The organism is Kitasatospora sp. NPDC059088, from assembly GCF_042738155.1.
GTDB lineage: Bacteria > Actinomycetota > Actinomycetes > Streptomycetales > Streptomycetaceae > Kitasatospora.
In genome coordinates, this window is record NZ_JBHYGR010000001.1 from 81,992 (window position 1) to 97,895 (window position 15,904).

The 15,904-nt window shown below is 72.9% G+C and carries 16 protein-coding genes; 9 read left to right on the plus strand and 7 right to left on the minus strand.

The window, feature by feature from the left end; genetic code table 11:
* Position 1: 1 nt before the first annotated feature.
* On the minus strand, positions 2-1,165 hold the full coding sequence (locus ACFWXO_RS00380) for an NAD(P)-binding domain-containing protein (protein ID WP_380520959.1): 1,164 nt from the start codon (positions 1,163-1,165) through the stop codon (positions 2-4).
* 157 nt (positions 1,166-1,322) lie between these two features.
* Entirely contained in the window at positions 1,323-1,694 is a 372-nt protein-coding gene (locus tag ACFWXO_RS00385) for a YbjQ family protein (protein WP_375890615.1), read from the minus strand.
* A 124-nt stretch (positions 1,695-1,818) separates the two neighbouring features.
* On the opposite strand from ACFWXO_RS00385, the gene ACFWXO_RS00390 reads away from it, so the two are divergent.
* The 3 genes from ACFWXO_RS00390 (at position 1,819) to ACFWXO_RS00400 (ending at position 4,188) form a co-directional block, all read left to right on the plus strand.
* Positions 1,819-2,748: a hypothetical protein gene (locus tag ACFWXO_RS00390; protein WP_380520961.1), complete on the plus strand. Its 930-nt coding sequence runs from the start codon at positions 1,819-1,821 to the stop codon at positions 2,746-2,748.
* Between the two features lie 87 nt (positions 2,749-2,835).
* Entirely contained in the window at positions 2,836-3,345 is a 510-nt protein-coding gene (locus tag ACFWXO_RS00395) for a hypothetical protein (protein WP_380520962.1), read from the plus strand.
* 90 nt (positions 3,346-3,435) lie between these two features.
* Complete coding sequence (locus ACFWXO_RS00400) at positions 3,436-4,188, plus strand: peptidyl-tRNA hydrolase (RefSeq protein ID WP_380520964.1); 753 nt, start codon at positions 3,436-3,438, stop codon at positions 4,186-4,188.
* Between the two features lie 125 nt (positions 4,189-4,313).
* Here the strand turns inward: ACFWXO_RS00400 and ACFWXO_RS00405 are convergent, their stop codons facing one another.
* Both ACFWXO_RS00405 and ACFWXO_RS00410 read right to left on the minus strand, forming a co-directional pair.
* Entirely contained in the window at positions 4,314-5,432 is a 1,119-nt protein-coding gene (locus tag ACFWXO_RS00405) for a fatty acid desaturase family protein (protein ID WP_375890607.1), read from the minus strand.
* Between the two features lie 7 nt (positions 5,433-5,439).
* Entirely contained in the window at positions 5,440-6,522 is a 1,083-nt protein-coding gene (locus tag ACFWXO_RS00410) for a ferredoxin reductase (RefSeq protein WP_380520967.1), read from the minus strand.
* A gap of 86 nt (positions 6,523-6,608) precedes the next feature.
* Here ACFWXO_RS00410 and ACFWXO_RS00415 point away from each other — a divergent pair, with 86 nt between their 5' ends.
* The 6 genes from ACFWXO_RS00415 to ACFWXO_RS00440 all read left to right on the plus strand — a co-directional run bounded on the left by ACFWXO_RS00415 (position 6,609) and on the right by ACFWXO_RS00440 (position 13,228).
* Positions 6,609-7,748, plus strand: coding sequence for a PucR family transcriptional regulator (locus ACFWXO_RS00415; RefSeq protein ID WP_375890603.1), 1,140 nt, complete (start codon positions 6,609-6,611; stop codon positions 7,746-7,748).
* Positions 7,749-7,979: 231 nt separating this feature from the next.
* Positions 7,980-8,564 carry a bacilysin biosynthesis protein BacA gene (locus ACFWXO_RS00420; protein WP_375890601.1) on the plus strand — a complete coding sequence of 195 codons (585 nt, stop codon included), beginning with the start codon at positions 7,980-7,982 and terminating at the stop codon, positions 8,562-8,564.
* Positions 8,561-9,889, plus strand: coding sequence for a DUF6421 family protein (locus ACFWXO_RS00425; protein ID WP_380520970.1), 1,329 nt, complete (start codon positions 8,561-8,563; stop codon positions 9,887-9,889). Before ACFWXO_RS00420 ends, ACFWXO_RS00425 begins: the two co-directional genes overlap by 4 nt.
* Positions 9,890-9,930: 41 nt before the next feature.
* A complete protein-coding gene (locus ACFWXO_RS00430; protein ID WP_380520972.1) occupies positions 9,931-10,959 on the plus strand; it encodes a DMT family transporter in 1,029 nt (342 codons plus the stop codon).
* Positions 10,960-11,030: 71 nt separating this feature from the next.
* The gene (locus ACFWXO_RS00435) at positions 11,031-12,350 is read left to right on the plus strand and encodes an ATP-grasp domain-containing protein (protein ID WP_380520974.1); all 1,320 of its coding nucleotides are present in this window, start codon (positions 11,031-11,033) and stop codon (positions 12,348-12,350) included.
* Positions 12,347-13,228: a branched-chain amino acid aminotransferase gene (locus tag ACFWXO_RS00440; RefSeq protein ID WP_375890593.1), complete on the plus strand. Its 882-nt coding sequence runs from the start codon at positions 12,347-12,349 to the stop codon at positions 13,226-13,228. Before ACFWXO_RS00435 ends, ACFWXO_RS00440 begins: the two co-directional genes overlap by 4 nt.
* A 171-nt stretch (positions 13,229-13,399) precedes the next feature.
* Here the strand turns inward: ACFWXO_RS00440 and ACFWXO_RS00445 are convergent, their stop codons facing one another.
* The 3 genes from ACFWXO_RS00445 to ACFWXO_RS00455 form a co-directional block, all read right to left on the minus strand.
* The gene (locus ACFWXO_RS00445; RefSeq protein ID WP_375890591.1) at positions 13,400-14,146 is read right to left on the minus strand and encodes a hypothetical protein; all 747 of its coding nucleotides are present in this window, start codon (positions 14,144-14,146) and stop codon (positions 13,400-13,402) included.
* A gap of 81 nt (positions 14,147-14,227) precedes the next feature.
* Positions 14,228-14,962, minus strand: a complete 735-nt coding sequence (locus tag ACFWXO_RS00450; protein ID WP_380520977.1) for an ABC transporter permease — start codon at positions 14,960-14,962, stop codon at positions 14,228-14,230.
* Positions 14,959-15,876 carry an ABC transporter ATP-binding protein gene (locus ACFWXO_RS00455; RefSeq protein ID WP_375890588.1) on the minus strand — a complete coding sequence of 306 codons (918 nt, stop codon included), beginning with the start codon at positions 15,874-15,876 and terminating at the stop codon, positions 14,959-14,961. The genes ACFWXO_RS00450 and ACFWXO_RS00455 overlap by 4 nt, the downstream gene beginning before the upstream one ends.
* Positions 15,877-15,904: the final 28 nt, after the last annotated feature.

A 15,904-nucleotide genomic window follows, 5' to 3' on the forward strand; every position in this document is an offset into this window, starting at 1 on the left:
GTCAGGCGGGGACGGCGGCGGGGACGGGTACGGTCCCGCGCTCGGCCGCCCCAGCCGCCCCGGCCGCCCCGACCCGATCGTCCAGGCCGACCCGACCGGCCCGCCCGGTCGGGTCCCCGAGCAGCTCGACCAGGTCGTTGACGGCGGCGCGGCCCGCCCGGTTGGCGCCGATGGTGCTGGCGGACGGCCCGTAGCCGACCAGGTGGACGCGCGGGTCGGCGGTGGCGCGGGTGCCGGTGAGCGCGATGCCGCCGCCGGGGGAGCGCAGGCCGAGCGGGGCGAGGTGGCCGACCTCGGGGCGGAAACCGGTCGCCCAGACGATCGCGTCCACTGCCAACTCCTGGTCGCCCCAGGCGACTCCGTGCTCGGTGAGCCGGTCGAACATCGGGCGGCGGTGCAGCGCCCCCAGCTCCTCGGCGCGGCGGTAGGCGACGGACGGGCCGAGGCCGGTCACGCTCACCACGCTGCGCACCGGCAGGCCCTGGCGGACCCGCTCCTCGACCTTGGCGACCACCGCGCGCCCGTACTCGGGGGTGAACGGGCCCTCGTGGAAGACGGGTTCGGAACGGGTGACCCAGACCGTCTCGCCGACCGCGGCCACCTCGGACAGCACCTGGATCGCCGAGGCGCCGCCGCCCACCACCAGGACGCGCCGGCCCGCGAACTCCTCGGGGCCGCGGTACTCGGCGTAGTGGAGCTGACGGCCCGCGAAGTGGCCGGGGTAGTGGGGGAGGAACGGGCGGGTCCAGGTGCCGGTGGCGTTGATCAGCGCGCGGGTGGACCAGGTGCCGCGGTCGGTCTCGACCAGCAGCCGGGAGTCGGGGCGCTCGGACTCGGCGCGTACGGCGCGCACCGCGACCGGGCGCACGACCGGGAGCGCGTGCCGGTTCTCGTACGCCGTGAAGTACCCCGGCACGACCTCCCGCGCGCGGGCCTCCGGGTCGGGTGCCGGGAGCTCGGCGTCCGGGAGGTCGTGGAAGCCGTGCACGGTGGCCATCCGCAGGGACGGCGAGCGGTGGGCCCAGGCGCCGCCCGGGGCGGGGTTGGCGTCGAGCACGACGAAGCCGCCGTCGACTCCCGCCCGGTAGGGGGCGAAGCCGCGGCGGCCGAGGTGGTAGGCGGCGGACAGTCCGGCCTGTCCGGCACCCACCACCAGGACGTCCACGCGCCGCGCGCCGGTTTCGTCCGTCGCCCCTGTCGCCCCTGTTGCACCTGTTGCACCGTAAACAGTCACGCACGTGAAACATCGGGGTGGCGGTGGCTGTTCCCGCGCAGCGCGGGGGCGGCGTGGGGCGGCCAGGTCCGTGGTGAGGTGCTGGGCCTCAGCCGATCGGCGAGATCACCGCGGCGGTACCGTACGCGCAGACCTCGGTGCCGACGTCCGCCGCCTCCGTCACGTCGAAGCGCATCATCAGGACGGCGTTGCCGCCGCGCGCCTTGGTCTGCTCGATCAGCCGCTGCATCGCCTCGTTGCGGCTCTCGACCAGGGTCTTCGTCAGACCCCGCAGCTCGCCGCCGATCAGCGACTTGAGCCCGGCACCGATCTGGCTGCCGATGTGGCGGCTGCGCACGGTCAGCCCGAAGACCTCGCCGATCACGTGGTCGACCCGGAAGCCGGGGATGTCGTTGGTGGTCACGACCATGACGTCGGCGTTCGGGCCCTGCCCGCCGCCGTACTCGTTGATGTCAGCCATGGGGGCCATCCTGCCGGTGTCGTGCGTCCGGGTGACAGAGGCGCGGCCGGGCGGTGGCCGAGAAGCTCTCCGGAAGCTGGTACGGACCGGTGATCGGGCGGCCGAAAAGCCGTACCGTAGCCCCATGGGCGAGCGAAGCGATCATCCGCAGGGGCCGGGCGCGGCAGAGTACTCCGGCGCGCCGGAGATCGAGGCGACGGTGGTGCTGGGCCTGCGGATCAATGACTGGCCGGCGCTGCGCGCGGCCGCGATCAGGGCCGTCGAGGAGTTGGACTTCGACGGCGTCGACCCGGCCGGCCAGCGCCGTGAACTGCTGCGCGAGGTGGCCGAGGACGCCAACGCGGCGCTCGGCGCGCTGCTCCACCCGGACCGGCTGGTGGCCGCCATTCCCGGGGTCGAGGCGATCGGCGGCACGCTGGAGATCAGCGTCACCGAGGACTTCACCCCGGACTTCGCCGAACTGTTCCCGCTGGACGGCGAGGACGAGGAGGGCGGCGCGGGCGCCGACTGGACCCTCACCCCGCGCACCGCCTGCCTGCTGCACGCCCAGCTGCTCGGCCTGGCCGATGCCGCCTACGACGACCTCGACGAGCACGGGGACGACCCGGTGGTCGACGGCGAGGACGTCGACTGGACGGTCTTCGCCCGGCTGCCGCAGCGCACTTGGCGGCTCCACCGGAACTGGCGGCGCACCATGGCGCGGGCCTTCGACGACCTGGCCGACGACCTCGCGCTCGGCGAATGGCCGCTGCCGCGCTGCCTCGCCGATGAGATCGCGCTGCGGATGGCCCTGGTGGACGCCCGGACGCTGCTGGGCTCCCAGCCCGAGTCGGTGGCCGACATGATGGGCGACCTGCCCGCCGACCTGTACGACTACGACTGGGACGGCTGCCACGACGAACTGTTCGGCGTCTTCGGGCCGGACGACGGCGACCCGGAGCTCGGCGCGGAGCAGCGCACCGAACTGCTGCTGGCCGCGACGCACCCCGAGGGCTGGTTCCTGATGTACGAGGACGCCGAGGAGCGGGACCCGCAGCGCGGCTACCGGCGCTGAGCGGGCGGCCGGGCCTGTCCGGCGGACCTTGCCGGGCGGGATGCGTCGGACCGGCCCTAGGCTGCGGGCATGTCCGATGTGTCTGATGTGTCTGATGTGTTTGGGGTGTCCGGTGTGCGCGGCGCGTCCTCGGCGGAGTCGGGTCCGGACGAGTCCGCGCTCGGCCGGATCGCGCTTGGATTGGACGGCGTGCGGGCGGCGCAGCGCGGGCGGACCGCCGAGGCGCGGGCCAGCTTCGAGGCCCTCTGGGAGGAACTGGGCGAGCGGGACGTCTTCCACCGCTGCGTCCTGGCGCACTATCTGGCCGACCTCCAGGACGACCCCCGGGCCGAACTGGAGTGGGACCGGCGGGCCCTCGCGGCCGCCGACTCGCTGACCGCCGAGCGCGCCCGGACCTACGACTCCGCGCTCCAGGTACGGGCCTTCTATCCGTCGCTGCACCTCAACCTGGCCTCCGACCACCTCAAGCTCGGGGAGCCCGACCTCGCGCGCGAACAGCTGGAACGGGCGGTCCGGAGCCTGGACGCCCTGCCGGAGGACGCCTACAGCGCCGGGATCCGGACGGCGGTGGACGAACTGCGGCAGCGACTGCGCTGAATCCGGCCGGTCGGCCGGCCGGCTCGGGGCGCGCTCCGCGGGCACGGGGGCGGGCCGGGGCGGTGGTGGCGGGGCTGGCATGCTGGACGGGTGACTTCTCCGTTCGATGACCCGGCCCCCGCTCCCGCCCCCGGCGACGCTCCCGACCCCGAGGACCGCGACGCGCGGCCGCAGTACGTGCTGCCGCTGCTGGTCCGACTGGAGAAGGCCACGCCGCCCGGGCGCACGGACGCGCTGGAGACCTCGGCGCGGGCGGTGCTGACCCTGCTCGCCGACCCCCGGGTGACCGAGGTGGACGGGGAGTGGGCGGAGCGGGTCGCGGCCTGGGAGGACGCCCGGATCCGCAAGGTGGTCCGGCGGGCCCGGGGCGGGGAGTGGCGCCGGGCCGGGGAGCTGCCCGGCATCACGGTGCGGGGGCGGGAGGCCGAGGTGCGGGTGTTCCCGCCGGTCCCGCTGGACGGCTGGCCGAAGGACCTCGCGAAGTTGCAGGTCTCCGGTACGGAGCTGGAGGAGACCGCCGAGGTCGGCGCGCCCGCGCCGGGGCTGCCGGTGCTGTGGGTCAACCCGGAGCTGGAGATGAGCGCGGGCAAGACCATGGCCCAGACCGGCCACGCGGCGCAGCTCGCCTGGTGGCGGCTGGACGAGGCGCAGCGCAAGGAGTGGGCGGAGTCGGGCTTCGCGCTCGCCGTCCGCACGGCGGAGCCGGGGGCGTGGGAGGAACTGGTCCGCAGCGAACTGCCGGTGGTCCGGGACGCGGGCTTCACGGAGATCGCCCCCGGGCCGACCGTCGTTTTCGAAGGCGGCGAGCGCTACTGCCCCACCCTGCGCTTTCGGCGCCCGTGAACGCGGCACGCTGACCCCGCCACGGGATGTCGTCACCCGGGGTACCGAGTCCGGGGCACCGAGCCCGGGAGACGAATCCGGGGAACAGAGCCCGGGAGACCGAATCCGGGGAACCGGTACCGGGATCAGGCCGTGACGAGTTCCTTCCCGCGGTCCGGCGTCCTGGCCTTGGGCTTCCGGTTCGGCAGCGAGAGCCGGAAGACCTTGTGCCACGCGGAGAACACCTGCTTGGGCAGCGGCCCGGTGACGTACTCCAGCTCGTACTTCTCGAACAGGGCGCGCACCTTCACCGCGACCTCGGCGTACCGGTTGCTCGGCAGGTCGGGGAACAGGTGGTGCTCGATCTGGTGGGACAGGTTGCCGCTCATGAAGTGCATGGCCCTGCTGCCGCTGATGTTCGCCGAGCCCATCATCTGGCGCAGGTACCACTGGCCGCGCGTCTCGCCGTTGATCGACTGCCGCTCGAAGACCTGTACGCCCTCGGGGAAGTGCCCGCACATGATCACCGAGTGGGTCCAGATGTTGCGGACCAGGTTCGCGGTGAACGTGGCGGCGAGCGTGGTGAGGAACGACGGGCCCGACAGCAGCGGGTGGATCACGTAGTCCTTGAGCACCTGCTTGCGGATCTTGCGGCCCACGGCCCTGGCCCGCGCGCGGAACTCCGGGTTCCTGCGGCGGTCCTTGCGCAGGTTCTTGCCGAGCTCCAGGTCGTACGCCGCGATGCCGTACTCGAAGAAGCAGGCGTTGACGAGGTTCCACAGCGGCTGGCCGAGGTGGAACGGGTGCCACTTCTGGTCCTCGTCGACGCGCATGATGCCGTAGCCGAGGTCGTTGTCCTTGCCGATCACGTTGGTGTACGTGTGGTGCAGCTCGTTGTGCGAGTGCTTCCACTGGTCGGACGGCGAGACGTGGTCCCACTCCCAGGTGGTGGAGTGGATCTTCGGGTCCCGCATCCAGTCCCACTGGCCGTGCAGGACGTTGTGGCCGATCTCCATGTTGTCCATGATCTTCGCCACCGACAGGCCGGCGGTGCCCAGCACCCACGCTGGCGGGAAGATCGAGAACAGCAGCACGCCCCTGCTGGCCAGTTCGAGCTTGCGCTGCGTCGAGATGACCTTGCGGATGTAGGCGGCGTCCTTCTCGCCGCGGTCGGCGATCACCTCGTCGCGGATCGCGTCCAGCTCGCGGCCGAGCTCCTCGATCTGCTCCGCCGTCAGGTGGGCGGTGGGGTCGATGGCGGTCAAGGTGCGTCTACCGTTCGATGTCGCAGGGGCCCGCCGCGGCGGACACGCAGGTCTGGATGAGGACGCCCGGTTCGGCCTCGGTGATCTCGCCGGTGCGCAGGTCGCGGACGGCGCCCGCCTTGAGCGGCGTGACGCAGCCGAAGCAGATGCCCATGCGGCACCCGGAGGGCATGAGCACACCGGCCTCCTCGCCGACGTCCAGCAGCGGCGTGGCGCCGTCCGCCTCGACGGTCCTGCCGGTGGTGCTGAACGTGACCTCGCCACCGCCACCGCCACCGTTGCCGCCGCCGCCGTCGCCGTCGAGGGCGATGCGGGGGCGGAAGCGTTCGGTGTGCAGGCGCTCCCGGACGCCCTGCTCGCTCCAGTGCCGTTCCGCGGCGTCGAGCAGGCCCGCGGGGCCGCAGGCCCAGGTCTCGCGCTCGGCCCAGTCGGGCACGAGCTCACCGAGACGGGCGATGTCGAGTGTGCCGTCCGTGGCGGTGTGCACCTCGGTGAGGCGCAGCTTCCCGTCCGCGACCAGGCCGTGCAGTTCGTCGCGGAAGATCACGTCCTGCGGCCGCGGCGCGCAGTGGACCATGACGACGTCGTCCAGCTCGATGTCGCGCAGCATGCCCATCACGGGCGTGATGCCGCTGCCGGCCGTCAGGTAGAGCACCTTGGCGGGCCTGGTGGGCGGCAGGACGAAGTCACCGGTCGGCTGGTCGAGCTGGACCAGCGTGCCCGGTGCCACCCCGCGGACCAGGTGGTTGCTGACCTTGCCGTCCGGGATCGCCTTCACGGTGATCGTGATGCGGCCGTCCCGGCGGTTCGTCGGTGAGGTGACGGAGTAGGCCCGCCACAGGCGCCTCCCGTCGACGTCGACCCCGATCCGCACGTACTGACCGGCCGTGTGGCCGCGCCAGCCCCGGCCCGGCCTGATCACGACGGTCGCGGCGTCACCCGTCTCGGGGTGCACGGCCTCGATGCGCCCCCGCAGGTCGGCGCCCGCCCGCAGCGGGCTGACCAGGTCGAGGTAGTCCGACGGCAGCAGGGGCGTCGTGACCATCTCCAGCAGTTTCCAGGCCCTGCTGCGGAGGGCTGCACTCGTCATGACTCCAGCTTGCTGCGCCCGAGGCGTAAAGTCCTGACCGCAGGACGTAAATCTGGCCGGTAGAATTGTTCGTAGGGAACAAGAACATGAGCCATGCCATCCGGAGGGCCAGCGAGCTGGCCCTGGACGGGACGACGGTCGCCGCGCTCCGGGCCGCGCTGACGGCCACCGCCGACGAGGTCGTCCAGGCGATCATCGACGAGGTCCCTCCGTACGCCAACGCCCTCTCGGGCCGCATGGGCGGCACCATCCGCCGGGCCGTCCGCACCGCCCTGGGGCACTACCTGGACCTCGCGAGCGGGAACGCCACGGGCGGCGACGCCGGTGACGCGGCCTACGAGCTGGGCCGCGGCGAGGTGCGCGACGGCCGTTCGATGGACGCCCTGCTCAGCGCCTACCGCGTCGGCGCCCGGGTGGCCTGGCGGTGCCTGGCGGCGGGTGCCGTACCCGCGGGTCTGCCCGCCGCCGAGGTCGCCAAGTTCGCCGAACTGACCTTCGCCTACATCGACGAGCTCTCCGCCGCGAGCGCCGCGGGCCACGCCGACGAACTGGCCGCCCGGGGCCGGGCCCAGGAGCGCCACCTGGAACACCTGGCCCGCGACCTCCTCGCCGGCGCGAGCCCGGACGTGCTGCTGGCCGCCGTTCAACGGGCCGGGTGGCAGCCTCCGGGTTCGCTGACCGCGGTCCTGCTGCCCGCCGCACAGGCCCGGCCCGCCTACCGCACGCTCGACCCGGGCACCCTCGTCCTCGACGATCTGCCCGATGCCACCGGAGTGCTGCTCGTCCCCGACGCCGACCGGTCGCACCTCCTGCGGCAGTTGGCCGACCGCACCGCCGTGGTCGGCCCGGCCCGGCCCTGGATCCGTGCGTCCGCCTCGTACGCCCGAGCCGTGCGCGCGCGCTCCCTCTCCGCCGACATCCGCGACACCGAGGACCACCTGCCCGAACTGGTGCTGAGCGCCGACGCGGACGCGTTCGCGGACCTACGTGCCCGGGCCCTCGCGCCGTTGCGGCCCCTGCCCGCCGCGACCGCACGGCGGTTGGAGGAGACGCTGCGGGCGTGGCTGCTGCACCAGGGCAGGCGGGACGAGGTGGCGGCGGTGCTGTTCGTCCATCCTCAGACGGTCCGGTACCGGATGTCGCAGCTGCGGGAGCTGTTCCCGGATCTTGCGTCACCGGACCGGGTCCTCGAACTGACCCTGGCGTTGGGCCTGCGGGTCGGCTGACACCCACTTGGACCACAACGGCACGCGGGAGAACGGCGGTTGCGCGGCACGGGGAGTCCCGGTCGCGGGCCGTCCGGGCGGCGGCGGCCGGGAGCGGGCAGCACGAGCCCGCCATCCGAGATCACATCTGCAGTCACTTGATCACTTTCAGCGGGCATGTTCTCCTAGCGGAGGCCTTCCGGAACCACCCGGTACGGTCGCCGTGTTCTTTCTTTGGGGGAGGGGGAGCCGATGAGGCATGCCCAAAACGGGGCGGACGTCGACGAGGTCCGGCACCTGCACACGCTCGGTCCGAGCGGCACCAATCTGCAAGCAGCGTCCCACGAGTGGCTGCGCCGCCGGGGAGTCCGGGGGACGGTGGAGCTGCACTCGTCCATCGAGTCCGCGCTCGACGCCGTACCGGACGACGGACGGCACGCGCTGGTCGCCTGCGCGGTCTACCCGGCGCTGCACACCCTGGTGTTCGGGAACCTGCACCGCCTGCACATGGTCGACAGCTTCATCATGCCGACGCACAACATGGTGCTCGCCACCAACGGGGTCGACGCGCCCGCCACCGTCGCCTCGCACCCGGCGCCGACGGGTCTCGTGCCCGACGGCACGGAGATCCGGGAGGTCCTGAGCAACTCCCGGGCGGCCATCGAGTGCGCCGAGGGCCGCGTGGAGGGCTGCATCACCACCATCGTCGCGGCAGAGGACCAAGGGCTGCGCGTGGTGCGGGACTTCGGCCCCGTACCCATGGTGTTCACGGTCCATCAGGTGCTGGCGGTCGGTGCCGGGGACGAGCGGCGGATCCCGGTGGGAGCGGCCCTGTGACCACCGCGACCGCACCCGTCCCCGCGAACCTGCTCGCCGACGCCGACGAACTGGCCGGCTCCCTCATCCCGGAGGTCGACAGCTTCCGGGCGCGTCAGGCGGACGACGGCACCGTCCCCGACGCGACCGCGGAGGACCGCGCGCTGCTCGGCCGCATCCGCGACGAGGCCTGCGCCTGGTACGCGCGGCGCGGACAGGACGACCAGGCGGCCGCGCTGGCCGCCGACGTCGACGGCTGGCTCGCGGCCGGCCTCGACACCAAGCCGCACTTCGCCCGCTCGCGGGACGCCCTGCGGGTGCCCGAGGACGGTTCGGCCGTCTTCTTCCTCGCACCGCTGCAGAGCACCAACAGCGCGCCGCCCGTGGGGAAGCGGCTGGACTGCTTCTTCGCGCTGCGCAAGGAGCCCGCCGCGCTGCCGGAGCTGGCAGGGTCGTACCCGCATCCCAAGAACAACTGTCAGTCGCTCATCCTGATCACCGGCAGCGCGGGCTTCCGGCAGGGCAACTGCCTGGTGTTCTTCCCGGAGAACGTGGCCGCTCACGACAAGATCACCGAGCAGCCGTACGCCATGTTCTTCTACAACAAGATGCGGAAGATCCACGAGACCTACGCGCTCCGCGGCGCGGAGGCCGTCCTGACCCCGGAGTCCCTGCCCCGCGCGTCCACGGGCCTGGACGCCGACGTGTGCTTCGAGGCCCGCGCCATCTGGGGCTACCTGCACGACTCGATGCACTACCAGGGCCTCTGGCCGTTCGACCAGCACATCTCGCTGAAGATGAACTGGTTCGTCGGCCTGCTGGAGGAGATCAAGGTCGACGCCAAGACCGTGCTGGCCTGCGCGGACAGCGGTGTCGTCCCGTTCGCGGCGGAACAGGTCGACATGATCCTGCTGGAGCGGGTCTTCCGCTACCCGCAGGCGGACGACGCCACCCGCAACTTCGACTCCGGCACCGGGGTGTTCATCTACTCCTGGCTGCGCGAGCACGGTGCGCTGGCCGGCTCCCCGGACGACGGCGGGCTGCTGCACTTCGACCGGGCCAAGGCCCTCGACGCGCTGCGGGAATTCGTCGCCACGGTCGAGGAGTTGGAGGCCGCTGTCACGACCGACGACGAGTACCGCTCGGCGGCCAAGGAGCTGGTCCGCAGGTACCTTCCCGAGCCCGAGTCGGTCGCGGCTGGTGTCGCCGCTGGTGTCGCTGCCGGTGTCGCTGCTGGTGGGGCACGGCAGCGGTACGCCTTCACCGAGGACCAGCGGGTCCTGCTGCGCGCCAAGCAGGGGCTGGACCGGATGCCTGCCTTGGAGTTCGAGCGGGCGGAATGGTGACGGGCGCGCCCCTGCGCCCCCGCCGGGGCGGACACCTCGTGGTGCCCGCCCTCTCGGCACTGATGATCGCCCTGCTGGCCGCCGGCTGGCTGCTCGCCGGGCGGCTGGTCGACGGCGTTCCCCCACTGGCGGTGGCGGCCGGGCGGACGGCGGCCAGCTTCGTGGTCATCACCGTCATCGCCCTGCTGTACCCGCGGTCGCGGTCCGACGTCCGGGCCGCGACCGCCCGTCGCGGAACCGTCGTGCTCCTGGCCTTCCTCGGCTTCTTCGCGTACTACTCCGGAACGCTGCTCGGGACCGGCTTCATCGGAGCCTCCCGGGTCGGCCTGATTGTCTCCCTGCTGCCGTGCATCACCTTCGTGATCGGGGTCGCCGCCTTTCGCGAGCCCTCCTCGCCGCGCAAGGTCCTGGGCACGGTGCTGGCCGTCGTCGCGGCCTGCGGGTACGCCCTCGCCGACGGCTCCGCGGCCGTCGGCGCGGGCTCAGGGGCCGGCGGCGGCGCCCTCGCGGGCGGGAGCCTGCTGGCGCTCGGCGGCACCTTCACGTACGCGGTGTACGGCTACGTCTACCGGCGGCGGATGGCGGACCTGACCCCGGTCGCGGCCCTGCCCGCCGTCACCGGGGCGGGCACGGTCATGCTGGGGCTGGCGGTCGCCCTGTTCGTCCCGCTCGGCGGCGTCTCCCCGGCCGACTGGGGCGGCATCGCGGTCCTCGGCGCGGTCCTCACCGCCCCGGTCTTCCTCATCTCGCACGAACTCATCCTGCGCAAGGGGCCGTTGTTCACCTCCGCGCTCGCGCTCGTGGTGCCGTTCCTGGTGCGCCTGGGGGAGTGGGCCCTGGGCCGGGAGGCCGCGCCCGGACCGCTCGTGATCCTGCTGCTCCTGCTGTGCGGGGGCGGCGTGTGGCTCACCATCGGCGGTGCCCGCCCGGCCGGGCGCGCCGCGGCCGAGGTGGTCGAGGTGGTCGAGGTGGACCCTGCGGCGGAGGCGGCCCCCGCAGCCGCCGCGGCCCCGGACGGGACGCACTCCGGGCAGGGGACCGAAGTGCCCGCCCGGCAGGGGACCTCGTGACGGCGAAGGACCTCGTGACGGCAGAACACCTCGTGGCGGCAGAACGCCTCGTGACCGCAAAGGACCCCGTGATGACAGCGGACAGCCCCAGGCCCACCCTCGTACTGGTCTACCAGCGCACCTCGCTCCCCTGGGTCTTCGAGAGCGCCGAACGGGCCGGGATCGACCTCGTGCTGGTGCCCCGGCCCGACGAAGCGGTGTCCGCGGACCGGTTGCCGCCGGCCGTGGTCGACCTCCTGCGGCTGGACGTCGAAGGCGACCCGGCCGGTGCACTGGACGCCCTGCGGCGACGGCACGAGGCGAACGCCTTCCAGGGCGTCGTCACCCTCTACGACCCCGCCGTGCCGTTCGTCGCCGAAGCCGCCGAGCTGCTCGGACTCCCCGGAATCGGCCGCGACGCGGCGCTCGGCGCGCAGGACAAGCGCGTCATGAGGGAGCGTCTGGCCGCTGCCGGGCTCAACGTGCCGGGCTTCGTCCGGCTGGACGACCCGGCCGACTGGGAGAAGGCGGCGCGCCTGGCCTTCCCCGTCGTGGTGAAGCCCGCTCACGGCTTCTCCAGCCTCGGCGTCACCAAGGCGGAGACCCCGCAGAGCCTCAAGAGCGTCGTGGACGAGGTGTGGCAGACCTCCGCGAACAAGCTCGGCCGCACGGACGGCCTGGTGGTCGAGGAGTACCTGGACGGCCCCGAGTTCGCCGTCGAGTCCCTCGCCCACGGCGGAGACGTGCGGGTCCTGGCCATCGGCTACAAGGGCGACCCCCAGGGGCCGCACTTCGAGGAGGGCGTCTACCGGGCACCGGCCACCCTGCCCGACGCCGTGCAGGAGTCCGTCCGGCGCGAGGTGGTCGCCGCGCACCGGGCCCTCGGCATCACCGACGGGCCCACCCACACGGAACTGCGCCTGCGCGGCGGCGAGACGCCGTACCTGCTGGAGATGGGAGCCCGGATCGGGGGCTCCGGGGTGTCCCACTACATCGCCTCCGGGGTGACCGGCATCGACTTCGCCGCCCAGGCACTGCGGATCGCCGCCGGCACCGCCACCGAACCCCTGGGCTCCGGCCCGTCGCCGACACCCGTGGCGGCCGCGGCCAACTACATCGTCCCCTGCGGCGGTTCCGGACGGATCACCGCGATCCACGGCCTGGCCGAACTGCGCGACGACCCCAGGGTCGACCACGTCGTGCAGATGCTCTTCCCCGGGGACGTCGTGCGGCCCTACCCGGATTTCACCGGCTACCCGGCGTTCGTGCTGTCCCGCCACGCGGACACCGCCGAGGCCGAGGAGTTCCACCGGTTCCTGGAACAGTCCATCCGCATCGACTACACCGATGACACCGACGACACCGATGACACCGTCGACACCGACGACACCGACCACGAGGGGCAGGCGTGACCACCGTTCCGTTCGACGACCGCGACGGCGTGATCTGGCTGGACGGGGCGTTCGTGCCGTGGCGCGACGCCCAACTGCACGTCCTCTCCCACGGCCTGCACTACGGCGGCGGCATCTTCGAGGGCATCCGCGTGTACGACGGGCGGCCGTTCAAGTCCGCCGAGCACTTCGAGCGCCTCCACACCTCGGCGGGGGAGCTGAACTTCCGTATCCCCTTCACCCCTGCGGAACTCGACGCCGCGATGCAGGAGACCATCCGGCACCAGGGGATCGTCGACGGGTACGTCAGGCCGGTGGCCTGGCGGGGCAGCGAGCAGATCAGCGTGTCCGGGGCGGGGACGTCCGTCCACGTCGCGATCGCCGCCTGGGAGTGGCCGCACGTGTTCTCCGGCGACGCGCAGAGCCGCGGCATTCGGCTGCGCACGTCCCGGTGGCGGCGGCCGTCCCCCGACACCGCGCCGGTACGGGCGAAGGCGGCGTCGCTGTACAACATCTGCACCCTCGCCCGCGACGAGGCGGAGGCGGCCGGATGCGACGACGCCCTGCTCCTGGACCACCGCGGGTACCTGGCGGAGGCCACCGGAGCCAACCTCTTCCTGGTGATCGACGGGGCCCTGCACACGCCGACCGCGGACACCTTCCTCGACGGCATCACCCGGCAGACCGTCCTGGCCCTCGCCCGGGAGCTGGGGATCCCCGTCCACGAGAGGCACATCCAGCCCGAGGAACTGCCGGGCGCCGACGAGGTCTTCCTCACCGGCACGGCCTACGAGGTGCAGCCGGTGTCCGGCGTGGACGGCCACTCCTTCGAGGTCGGCAGCATCACCACGACCCTGTCCAAGGCGTACGCCGGGCTGACCCGCCCGGGCGCGGGGTGACGGGGTGGCGGGGTGGCGGGGTGACGGTTCGGCGGGCGACTGACCGGGAACAGGCGACGGCGAACAGATGACAGAAAACAGATAACAGCGAACAGACTTCGAAATCTGTTCGCTGTTATCTGTCATCTGTTTTCTGTCACTTGTCAGCTGTCACGGGTCGGCTCTCGGCGGTCACCCGCCCGAGGCCTGGTGCCGCCGCATCGCCCGTAGCCCGCCGTAGACGGCCGCGGCCGTCCAGAGCGCCATGATCAGCAGTCCGGTCCAGTGTCCGTAGTGGATGCCGGGTTCGGTCCGGGTGCGCATCGCGTACAGGCCACCCCGGTCGGGCAGGAACTGTCCGACCTCGCGGACGCCGGGGATCGCGCCCAGCCAGGTGGTGCCGAGGAACACCATCGGGGTGAGCAGGCCGAGCGCCGCGCTGAAGTTGCCCAGCATCGCGGTCAGTCCGAGGCAGAGCAGCACCATCAGCGGGTGGTAGAGCACCCCCGCCACGAAGCTGCGGGTCAGGCCCGGGGTCGACAGGTCCAGGTCCGCGGTGGCGCGGACGGCGAGGAAGCAACTCGTCGTCGAGACCAGGCCGAGCAGCAGGCCCAGCCCGGCGCCGAGCGCGAGCTTGGCGCCGTACAGCCGGCCGCGTCGGGGCACCGCCGTGAGCGAGGTGCCGAGCATCCGGGTGTTGAACTCCTGCCCGATCAGCAGGATTCCGAGGCAGGCCACGGCGACGTGGCCGAACAGCAGCCCGAAGTAGATCATGTCGGCCGGGTCCTTGCCGGAGCCCGGTGCCGGGGGGCCCTCGCTGGCGCCGACGGCCGCGGTGATGCCGACGGTCAGTGCCAGGGCGGTGAGCGGTGCCGCCCACTGCGAGGGCAGGGTGGTGAACTTGATGCGTTCGGCCCGTAGGGCGTTGCCGAAGGCCATCGCCGTCTCTCTTTCGTCCAGGGGTACTCGGGGCGGTGCCGGGTCCGCGGCCGGTACGCGGTTTCGCGGCCGGTGCCCGGTTCAGTGGCCGGTGCGTTGCAGGGACCGCAGTCCGCCGTACGCCGCCAGGGCCGTCCAGAGCGCCATGACGATCAGCCCGGTCCAGTGCCCGTACCCGGTCTGCGGGTCGTCGGCGTAGCGCAGCGCGTACTGGCCGGCCCGGTCGGGCAGGAACTGGACGACGTTCCGTACCCCCGGCACCCCGGAGAGCAGGGGCGAGAGCAGGAAGACGGTCGGGGTCAGCAGGCCCAAGGCGGCCGTGAGGTTGCCGAGTTGAGCGGTCACCCCGAGGCAGAGCACCACCAGCAGCGCCGGGTAGAGCACTCCGGCTGTGGCCGCGCGGGCGAAGCCCGGTCCGTGCCACTCGGCGGGGACGGTGGCCGCGTACCCGGCGAAGGCGCCCGCGGTGCCGACCGCGCCCACGCCGAGGCCGACCAGGGCGCCCAACGCCAGCTTGGCGCCGTACAGTCGGCCGCGTCGGGGGACGGCGGCGAGCGAGACGTCGAGCATCCGGGTGTTGAACTCCTGGCCCATCAGCAGGACTCCGAAGGAGACCAGCGCGGCCTGGCCGAAGTTGAGCCCGTAGAAGATGCCGACGCCCGGGTCGTCGGTGATGTTGTGGTCGGTGTCGCCGAGCGCCGCGCCGACGGCCGTGGTGACACCGGCGGTGAGCAGGACGGCGATCAGCGGCGGGAGCCAGAGCGAGCGGAGGGTGGTGAGCTTGATCCGCTCGGCGCGCAGGGCGGTGAGGTTCATGCGGAGGCCTCCGCGCGGTACTCGACGCTGTCGGCGGTCATCCGCATGAACGCCTCCTCCAGGGAGTCCTGTTGGACCGCGATCTCGTACAGCACCACGCCGTTGGCGGCGGCGAGCGCCGCGATCCGCTCGGGCTCGGCGCCGGTCACCTCCCAGGCCCCGTCGGCGACTTCGGTCGCGTCGAGGCCGTGGTCGCCGGTGCCGAACAGGGCGGCCAGCTTGGTCGGGTCGACGGCCCGCACCCGGATCCGGGGCCGGCCGTGGCGGTCGATGAACTCGGCGGTGGCGGCGTCCGCGAGCAGCCGGCCGCGCCCGATCACCACCAAGTGGTCAGCGGTGAGTGCCATTTCGGTCATCAGGTGGGAGGAGACCAGCACCGCCCGGCCCTCGGCGGCCAGGTCGCGCAGCAGGGTGCGGATCCAGCGGATGCCCTCCGGGTCCAGGCCGTTGACCGGCTCGTCCAGCAGCAGCACCGGCGGATCGCCGAGCAGCGCGGCGGCCACCCCGAGGCGCTGGCGCATGCCGAGCGAGAAGCCCCGGACCCGCCGCCGCGCGGCCTCGGCCAGCCCGACCTGGGCGAGCACCTCGCCGACCCGTCGCTCCGACAGGCCGTTGCTCGCGGCGAGCCAGCGCAGGTGGCCCTGCGCCGTGCGGCCGCCGTGCAGCGCCTGGGCGTCCAGCAGCGCCCCCACCTGCCGCAGTGGCTGGGCGAGTTCGGCGTACGGGCGGCCGCCGACCAGGGCGCGCCCGGCGGTGGGGCGGTCCAGGCCGAGGATCAGTCGCATGGTGGTGCTCTTCCCGGCGCCGTTCGGGCCGAGGAAGCCGGTCACCACGCCGGGCCGGACCTCGAAGGACAACTCGTCGACGACCCGTCGTCCGTCGTACTCCTTGGTCAGGCCCTGGATCTCGATCACGGCCGTCTCCCTCCTCGCAGGTACTCAC